Raw genomic sequence first — 17,883 nt, 5'->3', positions numbered from 1 at the left:
ATCAGTCACCCAGCTTTATTTTTCTAAGTTTCGGGCTGTCCGCAAACATATCTTGATGCGTCGTCAACACAACAATACCGCCATTATCAGCATGACTTGCGAACAAAGATTCAAGCACCTTGACGCCTTGCTTATCAATGGCAGTCAACGGCTCATCTAAAATCCATAAAATTTGCTTACTGAGCCATAACCTTGCCAATGCGACTCGTCGTTGCTGACCTGCGGAAAGTTGTGCTACAGGCACATCTTCTCGACCAGCTAATCCTACTTGAGTCAAAGCGATAAAGATTTCTTCGTCTGAAGAGCGATTATTTTGAATAGATTGATAAAAACGTAAGTTTTCTAATGCGGTAAGCTCTCGTTTCACTCCTGTTTGATGTCCTAAGAAAAGCAGATCTTGATGGAAAACATCACGAGATTTTTCAACCTCTTCGCCTTTCCATTTAATGACACCTTCTTCTCTATCACCTAACCCTGTCACAATCCGTAGCAATGTAGTTTTACCAGTACCATTACGCCCTTCGATCTGGACCAATTCACCAGGCTTAATTTCAAACTGCAGGTTTTCAAACAGAACCCTTTCATCACGGATTGCTGTCAGGTTAGACACTTCTAACATAGAGCTTCAACTAAAAAATGAACGAGCCGCTATATTAGCACAGCTTAGTTATGACAAAACAGGATAAGAGGGCTAGGTTACATGTAAGTTCATGTATTTTTGTTAATTAATCATCACACTTTAATAAAATTAACTATAAGTAGTTATAAGCGCTCATTTTGAATTTGAGAGGCCAGAACTAAGAGCAAGATCGACTGAAGGTTATCTAGGGTTGTATTTAAGAAGAGCATTAGCGGCTAAAAACAAAAAAAGAGGCGTAATAACGCCTCTTTTTTATCGCTTGATAACCTTTAGCGTCGACGACGTCCACGCGCTGGATATTCTGCGTCATCTGATGGCTGACCACTTAATGGTGGAATCTTCTCTTTCCCCGCCAGTTTCTTCTGCAGTGAAAGCATCAACTCAGCTTCGGCTTTTGGTAGTTCGCACTCTTCAATCAACTCGTTGATATCAGCGCCAAGCTGTACCATTTTAGAAGCGCGACTGTACAAGCGACCATCAGTATCAGCGTGTTCGAGTTCGCGAATTCTCTCGTTTAAGTGCTGAATAATGTCCTGTTGCTCCGTCACTTTTTGCCCAAGACCAACGACAACCGAGCGCACTTCGAGTAACTGCTTACTCAACTTTTGCACTTCTTTATCTGCGTGTCGAGATTGAGCTCGTTGTTGGTCTAACTGCTTTTGTAACCCCGAGCGAATCTGCAGTTGCAAAACAACCAATACTAACACGATAAAAGCGACGCCACCCGCAAGGAATGGAGCAGATAAAAGAGTCTCTTCAGCCATCATCATTCAGCCATTAAAGGTGAGCCATCTCGTCCCACTCATCATCTGTTAGCAGCTTGTTCAAATCCACAAGGATAAGAAGCTTGCCGTCACGGTTGCTCACACCCTGGATGAACTTCGCACTCTCGTCGGTACCAACTGAAGGCGTCGTATCAATTTCAGAAGAACGCAGATAAACAACTTCTGCCACGCTATCTACTAAGATACCAATCACTTGACGCTCAGACTCGATCACAATAATACGAGTGTTGTCAGTGACTTCGCCTTCCATCAGGCCAAAACGTGAACGTGTATCGATAACAGTAACTACATTACCGCGTAGGTTGATGATACCAAGTACATAATCTGGTGCACCTGGAACAGGGGCAATTTCAGTATAACGAAGTACTTCACGAACTTGCATTACGTTGATGCCGTACGTTTCTTCTTCTAGCTGGAACGTCACCCACTGAAGAACTTCGTCATTCGATGCATCTTTCTTCACTTCTACTTCAAAAGCTTGAGACATAGTTAATCCTCGTTAATGTCGTTCCCGACTTAAATCTAATTCAGTGATTTGACATCTAAACCGGCGTTTAGCATGTCAATGAGCGCCTGGACATGAATTAAGGCACACATTTTTTCTTTTACCATGCCCGCTAGCCAAGGGCGTTTACCCGCCTGCTCACGCCAGCGAACCTTGTCGATATTAAGCGTTTCAGTCCCCATTAATTGGTTACTGGCCAACCCCCACATGCTCTCACCAAGCATGACGACATATTGGTAGTTATCTTTATAGCTATCATCACGAAGCTTATCTGCCATCACCCATTTCGCGGTATCGACGACATCAAACTGCTGCTCGCGATTTGTTTGTAGCCCCAAATACCAGGCGGGTTTTCCTATCAAATGGTTAAGCTCGCTAATGCGATGAATACCACCTAACTCATCAAGAGGTACAGCAAACGTGACACCATTCACATCAAAGTAAAGAACTTGGAAGTCCTCACTTCGCTTCGTGCTTTCCCAGACCGTTGGTATATCGGAATCTGCTTGTGTTTCGAGTTCAGTATCGACGTTCGATTCTATATTGATACTTTGTTCGATCACTGCGTGAGGTTCATCCACCTCTGGTTGCGCTTCCTCAAAAACTGGCTCATCAGTCACCCAGTCCTGTATTTCCTCAACACCCTGAAGCTCAGGCACCTCACTAAAGGTTTGTACCTCAGGCTCAGCCGCTTTTATCTCTGCTGCAATATCAATCGTATTTTGTTCAAGAATACTATCAATATCCAACTCAGCCACTGGGTTGCTTGCTTCAAGCTGACTTAATAGCCTTTGAACATCTTCCAGGTTTGGAGCTTCCAACTCTGGCGGATATGTTTCTTGAAACTGGTACGTTTCTGGCTCCGAGTATTGTAGCTGCAATTCTGGCTCTGGCTCTGGCTCTGGCTCTGGCTCTGGCTCTGGCTCTGGCTCTGGCTCTGGCTCTGCAGATGATACCTCTTGAGCCAACAGGTCAAGGTCTTCCTCAAGAGTCGTTATTTCAGTTTCATCATCCAGTAATGCATTAAAGTAGTCATCAAGTGCTTGTTCACTGGACAGCACATCATTACTGCTCATCGAACGCCAACCTCTCCAGGTAAATCAGTAGCTGTTTATAGGCAAACACACCACGGCTACCAGATGCAAAGTGCGAAGCTGGCAAGTGCTTTAAACTGGCATCGCGGAACTTGGTATCTATAGGCACCGCTGAGGTCCACACTTGATTTGGGTAATCTTTTTTCAGTTGCATCAATGTCTGCAATGACGCTTTCGTGCGCTTATCGTACATGGTTGGGACGATAGTCACTTTGAAACCGCCCGGGCGAGATTTTTGCATAATGGTTAGCGTACGCATCATGCGCTCTAGACCTTTCATCGCCAAAAACTCTGTTTGAACAGGAATCAAAATTCGGTCACTGGCTGCCAACGCGTTCACCATCATCACGCCAAGGATTGGCGGACAGTCAATCAACACATAGTCATAGTCTTGTGAGACAGTTTGCAGCGCCCGTTTTAAGATTAATCCCATACCACTGCGATTACCCATTACGCGATCAAGCGTGGCAAGGGACATATGCGCGGGAATGATATCCATTCCTTCCAGCTCTGTTTCTAAAATCAACGGCTTAACCGTCTCACGAGAAAACGTCTTCAACTGGAATAAATCAAATAGGCTCGAAGTTACTGCATCAGGATCATAACCGAGATAAGTAGTCAGTGAGGCGTGAGGGTCAGTATCAACCATCAATACTCGATGGCCTTTCTGGCTCAATAAGCCCGCCAATGTCACTGTTGAGGTGGTTTTACCCACGCCTCCTTTCTGGTTAGCTACACTCCAAACAATCATGATGAATCCTAAGCTAGGCCAACTTCCACCAACATGCGTTCAGCAATGCGGTCAAGCGGTAAATCTTCTGAAGAAATGCCTGCTTTAGCAACCGCTTGGGGCATGCCATAAACAACACAACTTTCTTCATCTTGTGCCCAAATTGTTGAGCCTGAAGACTTCAACATGCGAGCGCCCTCACGACCGTCTGCACCCATGCCTGTCAACACTAAAGAGAGCACTTTGTCGCCATATACTTTTGCGGCAGAACCAAAAGTCACATCCACACATGGTTTGTAGTTCATGCGATCGCCGCCATCAATAATGCGAAGACGAGCAGCGCCCGCTCGTCCATCCACCATCATTTGTTTCCCACCTGGTGCAAGGTATGCCACACCGGGCTGTAACACATCGCCATCTTGTGCTTCTTTCACTTGAATCTTACACAAGGTGTTCAAACGACTGGCAAACGCAGCAGTAAACGTTGCTGGCATGTGTTGAATCAATACAATCGGATGCGGATAGTTCATCGGCAAACGCGTCAGAATTTTTTGTAGAGCAACGGGGCCACCTGTTGATGTGCCAATTGCCGTCAGTTGATACTTCTTACCAGAAGCACGGTACTTTGTCGCAGCAGGTCGAGTTGGTGTTGGAGTCACAGGTGAAGCCGTTCTTGAACCTAATGGTCGAGTAGTCGTGCTGGTACTCGCTGTTGGGCGAGCGATAGGTCGACGCATGAAAGCGCGCTTCGAGGCAATCTGAATCACACGCTGTTGAAGTAATGACACCGCTTCTTCACGGTTACGCGCAATGTCCTCAAACTTTTTCGGTAAGAAGTCCAATGCGCCCGCATCTAGCGCATCAAGCGTAGCTTTCGCCCCGTCGTGGGTCAGGGACGAAAACATTAGAATTGGCGTTGGAGCAGCGGCCATAATTTCACGTACAGCTGTAATGCCATCCATCACTGGCATTTCAATATCCATCGTAATGACGTCAGGTTTGAGAGATTTAGCTTTCTCAACCGCCTCTCTACCATTTACCGCAACGTCAATCACTTCTAGGCGCGATTCTGAGTTGATGATTTCGCTCACGCGACGTCGGAAAAAACTCGAATCATCAACGACTAGTACTTTAATCGCCATCTTATTCCTTTTAATAACGTCAGCTTTGCTTAAAGGCGTGAAGCCGCAGCATATCGCTTAAGTAAATCAGGCACATCTAGAATTAATGCAATATGGCCATCGCTAGTAATTGTCGCACCAGCCATACCTGGAGTGCCCTGTAATAGATTATCGAGTGGCTTAATAACCACTTCTTCTTGACCAATAAGCGTATCCACAACAAAACCAACGCGCTGGTTACCAATCTGTACAATCACCACGTGACCGTGACCAGTACGCTCTTGGACGTTTTGCGATTTAGATGCCAACCAGTTTTGTAAGTAAAATAGTGGGATAGATTTCTCACGCACAATAATCGTCAGCTGACCATCTACCACGTTTGTACGACTAAGATCCAAGTGGAAAATTTCACTCACCGAAGCCAGTGGTAGAGCAAAAGGATGACCGCCAACACCAACCATCAGAGTCGGTAAAATCGCTAACGTTAGTGGTACTTTGATCGTAATCTTAGTGCCCTTGCCTAGCTCAGAATCGATATCGATTGAACCGTTTAAGGTATTGATCGCCGTCTTAACCACGTCCATACCCACACCACGACCAGAGATGTCAGAAATTTTATCTTTACTTGAGAAGCCAGGTGCGAAGATGAGGTTGAAGCACTCTTTATCTGTTAAACGTGCCGCCGCATCTTCATCCATCATGCCACGCTTCACCGCGATGCCACGCAGTTTGTTCGGGTCCATACCGCCACCATCATCTACGATGGATAGTTCAATATGGTCCCCTTCTTGCGATGCTGACAAAATCACTTTACCTGTGCGTGATTTGCCTGCCTTCGCGCGTGCGTCTGGCATTTCAATACCGTGATCAACCGAATTACGCACCAAGTGAATCAACGGATCGGCCAATGCTTCTACAAGGTTTTTATCGAGATCGGTTTCTTCACCGCGCATTTCTAGCACGATGTCTTTATTTAGGTTACGAGCCAAGTCACGGACAACGCGCGGGAAACGGCCAAACACTTTCTTAATTGGCTGCATACGCGTTTTCATTACCGCGCCTTGTAGATCCGCAGTTACCACATCAAGGTTAGCGACCGCTTTGGACATCTCTTCGTTGTCGCTATTCAAACCAAGGCTTAATAGGCGGTTTCGAACCAATACGAGCTCACCCACCATGTTCATGATGGTATCAAGCGTCGAGGTATCAACACGAACGGTTGCTTCAGCCTGAGGTTTTTTAACCGCTGGTGCTTTGACTTCTTCTTTTACCGCGACTGGTTTAGATTCTGGCTTTGGTGCTGGCACTGCTTGAACGGGTGCTGGCTTAGCAACAGGCTCGGGTTTCGCAGAGCTTTGCTCTACGTTTGCTGAAGCAGGCTTCGTTGCCATATCCAATTCTTCTAGCGTTGGACCTTTACCTGAACCATGTAGCTCATCGAGTAACTTTTCGAACTCTTCGTCCGTCATTAAGTCACTGTCTTGATTTGATGAAGATGCCAGTGGAGCGGAAGGTTCTGCCGCTTTAGGTGGCTCTACTGGTACGGATGCAGATGCAGCAGCCTCTGCCGTAGAAGGGCTTTTTCCTACACCGTGCAGTTCATCGAGTAAACGCTCAAACTCATCATCAGTGATATCACCACTTTCAACTGATGGTGCACTCGATTGAGGCGGTTCAGATGGCGTTGTAGATGTCGCAGACATTGAGGCGCCTGGCGCTGAACCTTTACCATGAAGCTCATCCAGTAGCTTTTCGAATTCGTCTTGGGTAATTTCATCAACAGAGCCGACACTTGATGGTGCTGACGGTGCAGCAGGTTCTTCGATGATAGGCTCGGGAATAATAGGTTCTGGAGTAGCCACTGGTTCTTCAATTACGCTTGCCGCTACTTCATCTTCTGACTCAGGTTTGCATAGACGATGAAGTTCTTCAAGAAGCTCAGGGTCCGCAGCTTCTAACGGCTCACGATCTTGAACAGCCTGGAACTGGGTATTAACCGTATCCAAGGCTTTTAGCATCGTATCCATTAAGTTTTGCGTTACCGTGCGTTGACCGTTTCGTAAAACGTCGAACACGTTCTCCGCACCATGACAAGTATCGACTAGCTCTGCCAATGAAAGGAAGCCGGCACCGCCTTTTACGGTATGAAACCCGCGGAAAATAGCATTAAGTAAGTCTTTGTCTTCTGGGTTATTTTCCAATTCAACCAACTGCTCAGAAAGCAGCTCGAGAATTTCCCCAGCCTCAATGAGAAAGTCCTGAAGAATATCTTCGTCTAAATCGTAGCTCATACGTTACCTTTAAAATCCAAGACTGGACAACAAGTCATCGACTTCGTCCTGCGATGAAACCGCATCTTCTCTCAGTTCTGGATGAAGAATCGGGCCTTCGGCTTCGCTTGTTTGTGTATTCTTTTTATCTGCCGGTTCTGACAAAACTTGAATGTGTTCTTCGAGTTTATTTCCAGAGAATACGGTTAGGATTTCCACTAAGCGGCCTTCTACTTCATTAACCAACGTAATTACGCGGCGAATGATTTGGCCAGTTAGGTCTTGGAAGTCTTGCGCCATGAGAATTTCGGTCAACTGGCCGCGCAATTCAGTGCTGTCACCTTCGACTTGCACTAATAGCCCGTCGATTCGGTGGCACAGTGCTTTAAATTCGCTTAATTCTATGCGCCCGTGCATGAGTTCATTCCATTGAGGACGAACTTTTAGAAGGCAATCATGCAGGTTGTCAGCGATAGGAAGGCAGCAGTCGACCGCATCCATTGTTTTGTTGGCTGCAAGCTCTGTCTTCTCGATCACATAATTGAGACGATCCCTAGCGTTAGGGATTTCGTCTTTCGCAATTTCGGTCATGCGCTGATCGAGACTGAACTGCTTGAGTGATTCGTGAAGGTCTCGAGTTAACGCTCCAATTTCTTGCAGCATTGGGTTATCGGCACCTTCGTAGATCGAGGCAACAAGCATATTGGCTTGGTCTTGTTCCCCGTTTTCTAGCATTTGAACGAGTGACTTCGCCTGCTCTAGTGAGATCATTCTGAATAGACCCTTTTACGTTTAGTTCTTCTTATCACTTTGAAAACGCTAAACGAGTCATTTAATAGGTATTTAATAATTGGTATGAATGACTCGAATAACAAAGAGAAAGAGAGAGTTATAAACGCTCGAAAATTTTATCTAATTTTTCTTTTAATGTTGCAGCAGTAAATGGCTTAACAATGTAGCCGTTTACACCTGCTTGAGCAGCTTCAATGATCTGCTCACGCTTCGCTTCAGCCGTGATCATTAGAACTGGCAGATGCTTAAGTTCTGCATCCGCGCGGATGTGTTTAAGCAAATCGATGCCTTGCATACCTGGCATGTTCCAGTCAGTTACAACAAAATCGAAGTCACCTTTTTTCAGCATTGGTAATGCGGTTAAACCATCGTCCGCTTCTTGAGTGTTATTGAAACCCAAGTCACGAAGCAGGTTTTTAACAATACGGCGCATTGTTGAGAAATCATCAACAATAAGGATCTTCATGTTTTTATTCAAAATTGCCTCCACTGAATCGTAAAATCAGTGTTTTTAGTCATTTTGTGTCCACGCACTGAGCTTGGTACGTAAACGTTGCATCGCTTGACTCAGTATTTGACTTACGCGAGATTCGCTTACGCCTAACACATCGCCAATTTCTTTCAAATTGAGTTCTTCATCATAATAAAGCGAAAGAACCAAAGCTTCACGCTCTGGAAGCTGTTTTATTGATTCAACCAGTGCTTTTCGAAATGATTCATCAACTACCCCTTTGAATGGGTTGCTGTCATCGGTTTCATCCGCCGGTGAAATCACATCATCAGAAACGCCTAAATCTTCAATACCGACTAATTTTGAGCAGTTGATATCGGTAAGAGCACTATGATATTGATCCAGTGTCATACCGAGATGCGTGGCTACTTCAGAATCAGTAGGATCTCGATTTAATTCGCCTTCCAGCTCCGCAATCGCTTGGTTAATCTCTCGATTATTTTTATGAACAGAACGCGGTACCCAATCGCCTTTACGCATGTCATCTAACATTGCGCCACGAATACGGATACCTGCATAAGTTTCAAAGCTCGCACCTTTAGAACCATCATAGTTCTGCTGAGCTTCGATAAGACCGATCATGCCGGCCTGAATTAAATCCTCTACCTGAACACTCGGCGGTAAACGGCCTAGTAGGTGGTGAGCAATGCGCTTAACCAACACTGAATAACGTTCAATGAACGCCTGCTGGCTATTAAATTTGCCATGTTGGTCATAGGTTATCGCTTTATTCACCAAAAGGGTCCTCTGCGAATTCGGTACGATTTAGCAACCTTTCCACAAAAAATTCCAAGTGTCCACTTGGTGTTTTCGGTAGTGGCCACGTCAACGCTTTGTTTGCTAGTGAGCTGATAGCTAAAGCGGCAGGCGAGCGTGGGAACGCATCAACGACAATTTTTTGTCTTTTTACAGCCTGTCGTACTTTATCATCTAATGGAATACATGCTACGAGTTCAAGGCTAACATTCAAGAATCGCTCTGTGACTAGTGTCAACTTTGCAAACAATTCTCGCCCTTCACGGTAGCTTCTGACCATATTTGCTACAACTTTAAAGCGTTGAACTTGGTGTTCTTTACTCAACAGCTTGATTAATGCATAGGCATCTGTGATTGACGTCGGTTCATCACACACAACTACAACCACATCTTGAGCTGCTCGCGAAAAACTGATTACCATGTCAGAGATACCAGCAGCGGTATCAATCAGCAGGACATCCATTTCGTCTTCAAGACTACCAAATGCTCGGATGAGTCCGGCATGCTGAGCGTGAGAAAGCTCTGTCATGCTCTGTGTGCCAGAAGTTGCAGGAATTATCTTTATACCATAAGGCCCTTCGACAATCGCATCTTTTAGCTCACATTCACCCGCTAAGACATGTCCTAGATTACGTTTTGCACGAATTCCGAGCATCACGTCCACATTGGCCAGACCTAAATCAGCGTCGAGAACCATCACCTTCTTGCCTTGGCGAGCCATACAAATCGCCAGACCCAGTGTTACGTTTGATTTCCCCACACCACCTTTGCCGCCAGTAACAGCAATCACTTTGGTCAACGATGGTTGTGTTAAGCGACGGAGGCCGCTTGCTTGATCGTGTATCATATTCTCAGTCATAGTAGTCCGCCGCCTTAGAGTCCTTCACTGTCACTGTTCCAAAAGTGAGGTTCGTTCTCTGTCGACTTCTCTAACAGTTCATTTGCTTTCGCAAGCATATATTTTGGTTGCGCTATCACAATGTCTTCTGGTACGCGCTGACCATTAGCGATGTAAGCTACTGGCATTGCGTTTTGAATCACTACACTGATGAATTCGCCTAGGCTTAATGACTCATCAAGCTTCGTCATAATACAACCCGAAAGTGGTATACGTCGGAAGTGATCCAGCGTTTCTTGTAGAACACGACGTTGTGCGGTAGCCGGCAAAACAAGGTAGCTGTGAATCACTTCCCCGCTCTCTTGCATTAGAGTGTCGAGCTGCTCGGAAAGCCTCACATCTCGTTGCCCCATCCCTGCCGTATCGACCAAAATCAGTCTTCTGTTTCTTAGCTGATATATAACATCGGCTAACTCGTTAGAATCTTTAGCAACTCTTACGGGACAACCCATAATTCTTCCGTAAATTGAGAGTTGCTCATGTGCACCTATGCGATATGTATCTGTTGTCACAAGGGCCACATTGTCGGCACCGTATTCCATGGCTGCGCGTGCTGCGAGTTTCGCTACGGTTGTTGTTTTCCCAACCCCCGTCGGACCCAACAATGCGACTACGCCACCACGTTTTAAAATGTCCTGTTTAGGAATATTGATTTGATCCGCCACCAGCGACAATAACGCTTTCCACGCTCGCGCTGGCTTTGTATCTTCCGGGATATAACAGGCCATCTGGTCTGCTAACTCCGGAGAAACGCCCATTCGCTCTAAGCGCTTAATCAGCATCGCTCTTAGCGGCTCACGGCGTTCTACTTCTTGCCACATCAGGCCAGAAACTTGGTGCTCCAACAGACGACGAATTGACGTCATCTCTTCGCGCATGCTTTCTAGCTCATCGGCCGATTCGTCACGCTCATCACTTGGGCGACGTCGGTCATAGCGCGTCGGGTCCAGCTTGGGCGTCGGACGTTCAAATCGATTGTCCTGTGCGATTAGCTTCGCCAAAGGTGAATCTGGTTGATATGGCGCTGGCTTTTCTTGGTTGTAGCCGTCGCGATGCTTATTTTGGCGTTGCAGCAAAGCAGAGAGCGAATCTTCATTTTCCGCTACGTGGTCGTCAGCATCTGCTGCACCACCGCTATATTGCTTAAGCATATTAGCGAATCGCTGCGTCATTGAGCCTGTTTTTTCATTGTTACTGTTATTACTGTTCAGGCTAATTTTATCTTCATCTAAATGACGATCTTGGTAACGATCAGCAGAAGACGATGACATTTGACGATGTTCGTTATAGCGATTCGTTTGAGAAGCACCGCGATTTTGCTGTGACGCTGCGCTTGCTTGAGACGGATTAGATTCACTATCTATCGCCGCAACAATCGCTACTCCACCAGCCACTTTCTTGTTTGACATGATCACCGCTTCCGCGCCTAACTCCTCTTTCACTTGGAGCAGCGCCGTTCTCATGTCTTTGGCAAAAAATCGCTTTATTTTCAAACTATGAATCCATTAATGATGCGTGAGATCAGTTACCCACGGCTTGCACAATTCTGATCTGTTTTTCATCCGGGATTTCTTGGTAAGACAGTACCCGGAGATTAGGTATTGTGTTCTTCACAAATTTAGCCAACGTCGAGCGTAATACACCGGAAGTAAGCAGAACGGCAGGTTCGCCTTTCAGTTCTTGTTCCTGTGTCGCTTGGCTTAGTGAAGACTGCAATCGCTCAGCGAGTCCCGGTTCAATCCCCGCGGATTCGCCTCCTGATGCTTGCATAGTTTGATGCAATATTTGTTCCAGTTCGGGTACCAAAGTAATCACTGGTAACTCAGGCTCTATACCATTGATTTCTTGAACAATTAGACGTTTAAGACTAATTCGAACTGCTGCCGTCAATATGTCAGCTTCTTGACTCTTACTTGAGTACTCAGCCAAAGTTTGAACAATCGTGCGAATATCGCGGATTGGAATGGCCTCGTTTAACAAGTTTTGTAGGACTTTCACCACCACACCTAATGGTAATTGGTCAGGAACAAAGTTCTCGACTAACTTAGGCGCGCTGCGTCCCAACATTTCTAATAAATTCTCTACTTCTTCATGGCCAATTAGCTGTGATGCGTTGTTGGTCAATAGCTGGCTTAGGTGCGTCGCTAATACCGTTGATGAATCAACAACCGTATAACCCAGAGCCTGCGCGTGCTCACGCTGATCTTCTCGGATCCATACGGCTTCCAGTCCAAAAGCAGGGTCAATGGTTGGCTCACCATCAATCATGCCATACACCTGACCTGGGTTAATCGCTAGCTCTTGATCCGGACGAATCTCTGCTTCGCCCACCGCAACCCCCATCAATGTAATTCGGTAACTGTTTGGGGTCAGCTCAAGATTGTCACGAATATGAACCGCTGGAATTAGGAACCCAAAATCTTGCGATAACTTTTTACGCACACCTTTTACCCGCTCTAACAGTTCCCCACCTTGATCTCTGTCCACCAAAGGGATTAAGCGATAACCGACTTCCAAGCCAATAATATCGACTGGCTGGACGTCATCCCAAGACAGTTCGCGCTGTGAGGAAGGTTCTGTACCTTCGTCTGCTGTTACTGGTAAAGCGGGCTCTTTCGCTTTCTGCTTCTGCCGTTTGTCGATGAAATATGCCGCTGCACCGGCCGCGACTGCCAGGCTCAAAAACGCAAAGTGTGGCATGCCCGGTACGATGCCCATCACACCAAGAATAGCCGCAGTAATCATCAGCGCTTTTGGGTTGTCGAACATCTGGAAGACCAGTTGTTCACCCATGTCTTCATCGGTGTTTTGGCGTGTCACCATCATTGCCGCTGCAATCGACAGCAATAGCGATGGGATTTGTGCGACCAAACCATCACCGATTGTCAGTAAGGTATAGATTTCAATCGCTTCACCGAAACCCAATCCATACTGCGCCATACCGATCGACAGACCGCCGACGATGTTGATAAACAGAATCAAAATACCGGCAATCGCGTCCCCTTTTACGAACTTCGAGGCACCATCCATCGAGCCATAGAAATCCGCTTCTTTGGTCACTTCAAAACGACGAACTCTTGCCTGCTCTTGGTCTATCAATCCGGCATTCAAGTCCGCATCAATCGCCATTTGCTTACCCGGCAACGCATCAAGCGTAAAGCGAGCACTTACCTCAGAGATACGACCCGCACCTTTGGTCACCACCATAAAGTTGATGATCATTAAGATGAGGAAAACCACTAGGCCGACCGCGTAGTTACCACCAATAACGACGTTACCGAACGCTTCAATTACGTTACCTGCCGCATTACCGCCTTCATGACCATGCAGTAAGACGACACGAGTCGAGGCAACGTTCAAAGCCAAGCGGAGCAACGTGGCGATCAGCAATACCGTTGGAAAAGCAGCGAAGTCCAAAGGGCGACGTGTGTAAACGGTCACTAACAACACCACCATCGACAGCGCGATGTTAAAGGTGAAGAACATATCCAGCAAAAATGCTGGAATCGGCAGTACCACCATCGCTAGGGTGGCCAAAACCATCACCGGAGCACCAATAGCTGGCATTTCGCGCTGAGGGATTCGTGGCAATTTATCTGCAAACGGCAGGCTTAACTTCATACTGCGAGAGATCTCAATCGATTGAAGCGTCACGTAAGCTCTTACTATTAATACGCGACCGCTTTAGCCTAAAAGTTTAGGTAGGGTTGATAATTAAAGCGTTTTAAGCAATCTATGTACCATAATTAGCGCCAAAATAATGACTAAACACTCAAATAGAGCTTAGCTTTTGATCAAACGAGCTTTTTTAAGGCTTTACCGCTTTTCGTATCAATGACGGTGCTCGGGCGGGATTGGCAAATCATAATCTTGAATTTTCGGGCGCTGTCCACCTCGTTTTCGGTATTGCTTCAATTGGAATACAAATGCCAAAACCTGAGCGACGGCAGTAAATAACCCATCGGGGATCTCTTGCTCGAGCTCTGTCGTGTGGTACAACGCACGAGCCAAAGGTGGTGCGGGCACAATCGTAATGTCATGCTCGCGGGCGACTTCTCGAATCTTCATCGCCATGTGGTCAGTACCTTTAGCGATCACGACTGGCGCACGGTCTGTCTTCTGTTTATAACGAAGCGCTACCGAGAAGTGCTCTGGGTTAGTAACAATAACATCAGCTTGAGGAACATCCGCCATCATTCGACGTTGAGCCGCTTCCCTTTGCAACATACGAATACGGCCTTTCACTTCCGGCTTACCTTCAGTCTCTTTGTATTCGTCTTTGACTTCTTGCTTCGTCATTTTTAACTGATCAGCGTGCTGCCAGATTTGAAATGGAATATCGATGGCAACCACAATCAATAGCGAGCAACTGATCAGCAAAATAAAGTTCAGCAAAATATCTAAAGCATGGAAGATGTTTTGCGGATACACATCCATGCTCAATTGAATCAGATCGGCCTGCGATGCTTGGATCAAATAGATGGCGACACCAGTGACCAGAACCACTTTAAGGATTGATTTGATCAACTCTACCCAGCTTTGCATTCCAACCATTCGCTTTAAGCCGCTAAGCGGATTCATTTTCGACAGCTTGGGCATGGCCGCTTGGGCAGAAAAACTGATTCCTCCCACACCTGCTGCTCCAATCATGGCGGCGGTAAACAATGTCGCTAACACCAAAAATAGTGGGAACAACAAATCACTCATCGCGCCCAAAGCGATATCAAACAGTTTTGCAGTATCGAAAATCTCTTCTCGTTGAAGATCAAATAAACGGCTCATGATGGAAAACAATGAACGTGCTAACGCCTCGCCAAACCACATCAATGAAATGGCGCCAACGATCAGCACAGATGCTGATGCCAGCTCTTTAGATCGAGCGAGCTGCCCCTTTTCTCTGGCTTGTTGTAACCGTCGGGGCGTGGCTTCTTCGGTGCGTTCCTGACCGTCTGATTCTGCCAAATCTTAGCACTCCAAGCGAATAAGCCGACAAATCTGCGCCTCACCCACTGTCCAGAACATTTCATAATGACTGTATAGACCAGCCAGTATGTACCAACAAAGTAATAGACCCACCATCAAAGCAAAAGCAAAACCAAGCGAGAAGATATTCAGCTGTGGTGCGGCACGGGTCATTACACCAAACGACAAGTTAATGGTCAGTAGTGCAATAATGCCGGATAGAGACATACTCAATGCCGTTTGGAACATAATACCAAGCCAGCCTGCCATTTCACGGAAATCAACCGCGTTGAGCGAGCCGGAGCCAATCGGCAAAGTTTTAAAACTGAACACCACCAATTGCAGCATTTTTAAGTGTCCATCGGTGGCAAGGAAAAACATTGTCGTTAAGAACATGAATAACTGGCCAAGCAATGGCGTGTTCTGACCATTTGCGGGATCAACCATAGAAGCAAAGCCCAAACTTGATTGCATACCCAATATTTGACCAAGTAGGACAAAGGTTTGAATCATAAATTGAGTAACCATACCCATCGCTATGCCGATGATCATTTGCTCGGCAATGGTCATGAAGCCACGAAACGAGAGTAGCTCAATGTCCTGAGGTACGGCGGGGATGGCTGGCATGACAGCGAAAGTGATGGCAAAACCGAGGTAAAGGCGGATTCTTGGCGAAACAAATCGGGCCCCGGTTACTGTCATCACCATCAACATGGATGAGATACGAACATAGGGCCAGAAGTAGTTTGCGATCCAATCTAAGACAACGCTAGTGGGGTACTCCATAGGCGCCTCTAATAAAGCACCTGAGGTAAGCGTTCAATCAAGCCATAGAAATATTCCATCAACATTTGCGTCATCCAATGCCCAAACAGCATCAGGGCCAAAAGCGTGACAATCAAACGCGGTAAGAAGCTCAATGTTTGTTCGTTGATGGATGTCGCAGCTTGAAAAATCGCAACTACAAGGCCGATAAGCAAGCTTGGGATGATAATGGCGCAGACCATGATAAGCACCATCCAAAGTGCTTCACGGAAAAGCTCGACAAACATTTCTGGTGTCATGTCTTATCCTCTATCTGCGCTTATCTAAAGGGCAAAGCTGCCCGCAAGTGTCGAGAGTATCAAGTTCCAACCATCGACCAATACGAACAACATCAACTTGAACGGCAACGAAACAATCATTGGTGACAACATCATCATACCCATTGCCATCAGTACCGAAGCGACTACAAGGTCAATAATCAAAAACGGCAAGAAGAGCATAAAGCCAATTTGGAATGCAGTTTTTAGCTCTGAGGTGATAAAAGCCGGAATCAACACCGCCATCGACACATCTTCTGGATTCTCGACTTGCTCTCCTGACATGGTTACGAACGTCTCCAAGTCTTTGATTCGGGTCTGCTTAAGCATAAATGCTTTCATTGGCGCTTGTGCAGCATCAAACGCTTCTCGCGCCGTGACTTGCTCGTTCAAATAAGGCTGAACAGCTTTGTCGTTGATTTCGTTCAGGACAGGAGACATAACAAAAAAGGTCAAAAACAGCGCAATACCAATAATAACCTGATTAGAAGGCGTTTGTTGCAAACCCATTGCCTGACGCAATATCGACATCACCACCACAATTCGAGTGAACGAGGTCATCAGAATCACCATGGCAGGCAAGAAGCCAAGCATGGTCATTAACGCTAAAATTTGTAGTGTAACCGAGTAGTCTTCACTGCCATCAGGGTTCGTGGTCATGGTGAATGCTGGAATACCACCGCCACTAGAAACGGACATAGCACGGCTAGCACCAGTATCACTTTGCATAGCCTGAACTGTAACACTACTTCCATCGGCTAAGTTATCTGGCAGCGCTGACTCCTCTGCTTCAGCAAAGGTAAATGAAGAAAACAGCACGCCGACAAAAAGTAACAACGTACTCAGGAGCAAACGAATTGGATTACCCTTTGTCATGTTTTTTGATCAGCTGGCTAAATTGAGTCGCAAAAGCATTGGTCGCCAACTCTTCCTCTTTCAGTGGCTTATCTAACTTGGCTAAAGTTTGGATCGATTGGCTAGTAATCCCAACCAAAAACTGTTCTTCACCCACTTGAACTACTGCGATTCTTTCTTTTGTACCCACTGGCAACTGACTCACTATACGCAAGCCCTTTTGTTGTCCCATCGCTGGCACTTGCATACGTTTCAGCAACCAAGCCAGCAAAAGAATCACGCCGATTACAAGCACAAGCGAGCCAAGTGTCGTCGCTAGATCCAGATTATTTGGTGCGGCAGCAAATGCATAAGGAGCACTTAGCATTAAGCTCAGTGCTCCAGTGATTTGCTTCAATCGCATTTTGATTGAACGACTCATCTTAACGCAGCTTCTTAATTCGTTCAGTTTGGCTGATCACATCCGTCAAACGGATACCAAACTTATCGTTGACGACCACGACTTCGCCGTGAGCAATCAAAGTACCGTTAACCAATACGTCGAGCGACTCACCGGCTAGACGATCCAACTCAACAACCGAACCTTGGTTAAGCTGCAACAGGTTCCGAATGCTAATTTGAGAACGACCGACTTCCATCGAAATCGTCACCGGGATATCCATAATAGTGTCGAGTTTACGACGCTCATCTTCGCTAATTGGGCTTGAAGTGTCTTTTAGCTCTTCCAGTGGCGCAGCCAATACTTCATCTACGTCTACAGAAGGGGCAGACGGGTCTTCGCCAAGAGCGGCTGCCCATTCGTCTGCTAGCTTTTGATCGTCACTTGGTTCCATTTTTCTATCCTGTGTTACGCCTTACTCATGCCATAGCATGTCTGTTTAA

At 46.3% G+C, this 17,883-nt stretch carries 19 protein-coding genes; all 19 read right to left on the bottom strand.

Annotation, left to right across the window (positions count from 1 at the left end; all coding sequences use genetic code 11):
- Position 1: 1 nt before the first annotated feature.
- The 19 genes from ccmA to fliN all read right to left on the bottom strand — a co-directional run bounded on the left by ccmA (position 2) and on the right by fliN (position 17,834).
- Positions 2-619: a cytochrome c biogenesis heme-transporting ATPase CcmA gene (gene ccmA / locus R7M92_RS17980; RefSeq protein WP_005380511.1), complete on the bottom strand. Its 618-nt coding sequence runs from the start codon at positions 617-619 to the stop codon at positions 2-4.
- 290 nt (positions 620-909) lie between these two features.
- Entirely contained in the window at positions 910-1,404 is a 495-nt protein-coding gene (locus R7M92_RS17975) for a DUF2802 domain-containing protein (RefSeq protein ID WP_262659128.1), read from the bottom strand.
- 13 nt (positions 1,405-1,417) lie between these two features.
- Positions 1,418-1,912: a chemotaxis protein CheW gene (locus R7M92_RS17970; protein WP_005380507.1), complete on the bottom strand. Its 495-nt coding sequence runs from the start codon at positions 1,910-1,912 to the stop codon at positions 1,418-1,420.
- Positions 1,913-1,947: 35 nt separating this feature from the next.
- Positions 1,948-3,006, bottom strand: a complete 1,059-nt coding sequence (locus R7M92_RS17965) for a chemotaxis protein CheW (protein WP_318133924.1) — start codon at positions 3,004-3,006, stop codon at positions 1,948-1,950.
- Positions 2,996-3,775: a ParA family protein gene (locus tag R7M92_RS17960; RefSeq protein WP_005380505.1), complete on the bottom strand. Its 780-nt coding sequence runs from the start codon at positions 3,773-3,775 to the stop codon at positions 2,996-2,998. The genes R7M92_RS17965 and R7M92_RS17960 overlap by 11 nt, the downstream gene beginning before the upstream one ends.
- A gap of 8 nt (positions 3,776-3,783) precedes the next feature.
- A complete protein-coding gene (locus tag R7M92_RS17955; RefSeq protein WP_005384458.1) occupies positions 3,784-4,896 on the bottom strand; it encodes a protein-glutamate methylesterase/protein-glutamine glutaminase in 1,113 nt (370 codons plus the stop codon).
- Between the two features lie 29 nt (positions 4,897-4,925).
- Entirely contained in the window at positions 4,926-7,166 is a 2,241-nt protein-coding gene (locus R7M92_RS17950) for a chemotaxis protein CheA (RefSeq protein ID WP_318076478.1), read from the bottom strand.
- Between the two features lie 9 nt (positions 7,167-7,175).
- Complete coding sequence (locus R7M92_RS17945) at positions 7,176-7,916, bottom strand: protein phosphatase CheZ (RefSeq protein ID WP_005380502.1); 741 nt, start codon at positions 7,914-7,916, stop codon at positions 7,176-7,178.
- 118 nt (positions 7,917-8,034) lie between these two features.
- Positions 8,035-8,403 carry a chemotaxis response regulator CheY gene (gene cheY, locus R7M92_RS17940; RefSeq protein WP_017635949.1) on the bottom strand — a complete coding sequence of 123 codons (369 nt, stop codon included), beginning with the start codon at positions 8,401-8,403 and terminating at the stop codon, positions 8,035-8,037.
- 45 nt (positions 8,404-8,448) lie between these two features.
- The gene (locus R7M92_RS17935; protein ID WP_005380499.1) at positions 8,449-9,183 is read right to left on the bottom strand and encodes an RNA polymerase sigma factor FliA; all 735 of its coding nucleotides are present in this window, start codon (positions 9,181-9,183) and stop codon (positions 8,449-8,451) included.
- A complete protein-coding gene (locus tag R7M92_RS17930) occupies positions 9,176-10,063 on the bottom strand; it encodes a MinD/ParA family protein (protein ID WP_005380498.1) in 888 nt (295 codons plus the stop codon). Before R7M92_RS17930 ends, R7M92_RS17935 begins: the two co-directional genes overlap by 8 nt.
- Positions 10,064-10,077: 14 nt before the next feature.
- Complete coding sequence (gene flhF / locus R7M92_RS17925) at positions 10,078-11,595, bottom strand: flagellar biosynthesis protein FlhF (RefSeq protein ID WP_025767171.1); 1,518 nt, start codon at positions 11,593-11,595, stop codon at positions 10,078-10,080.
- Between the two features lie 28 nt (positions 11,596-11,623).
- A complete protein-coding gene (flhA, locus tag R7M92_RS17920; protein ID WP_318133943.1) occupies positions 11,624-13,723 on the bottom strand; it encodes a flagellar biosynthesis protein FlhA in 2,100 nt (699 codons plus the stop codon).
- Between the two features lie 210 nt (positions 13,724-13,933).
- Positions 13,934-15,064, bottom strand: coding sequence for a flagellar biosynthesis protein FlhB (gene flhB / locus R7M92_RS17915; RefSeq protein WP_225473388.1), 1,131 nt, complete (start codon positions 15,062-15,064; stop codon positions 13,934-13,936).
- A gap of 3 nt (positions 15,065-15,067) precedes the next feature.
- Positions 15,068-15,850, bottom strand: a complete 783-nt coding sequence (gene fliR, locus R7M92_RS17910; protein WP_225473389.1) for a flagellar biosynthetic protein FliR — start codon at positions 15,848-15,850, stop codon at positions 15,068-15,070.
- Positions 15,851-15,858: 8 nt separating this feature from the next.
- On the bottom strand, positions 15,859-16,128 hold the full coding sequence (gene fliQ / locus R7M92_RS17905) for a flagellar biosynthesis protein FliQ (protein WP_005380488.1): 270 nt from the start codon (positions 16,126-16,128) through the stop codon (positions 15,859-15,861).
- Positions 16,129-16,152: 24 nt separating this feature from the next.
- Positions 16,153-17,022, bottom strand: a complete 870-nt coding sequence (gene fliP / locus R7M92_RS17900; RefSeq protein WP_005380487.1) for a flagellar type III secretion system pore protein FliP — start codon at positions 17,020-17,022, stop codon at positions 16,153-16,155.
- Positions 17,009-17,422, bottom strand: coding sequence for a flagellar biosynthetic protein FliO (gene fliO / locus R7M92_RS17895; RefSeq protein WP_005380480.1), 414 nt, complete (start codon positions 17,420-17,422; stop codon positions 17,009-17,011). The genes fliP and fliO overlap by 14 nt, the downstream gene beginning before the upstream one ends.
- A gap of 1 nt (position 17,423) precedes the next feature.
- Entirely contained in the window at positions 17,424-17,834 is a 411-nt protein-coding gene (gene fliN, locus R7M92_RS17890; protein WP_005380479.1) for a flagellar motor switch protein FliN, read from the bottom strand.
- Positions 17,835-17,883: the final 49 nt, after the last annotated feature.

It is taken from the genome of Vibrio sp. Vb2880, from assembly GCF_033337975.1.
Taxonomy (GTDB): Bacteria; Pseudomonadota; Gammaproteobacteria; order Enterobacterales; family Vibrionaceae; genus Vibrio; species Vibrio alginolyticus.
This window is presented reverse-complemented; position numbering and strand designations above follow the sequence as displayed.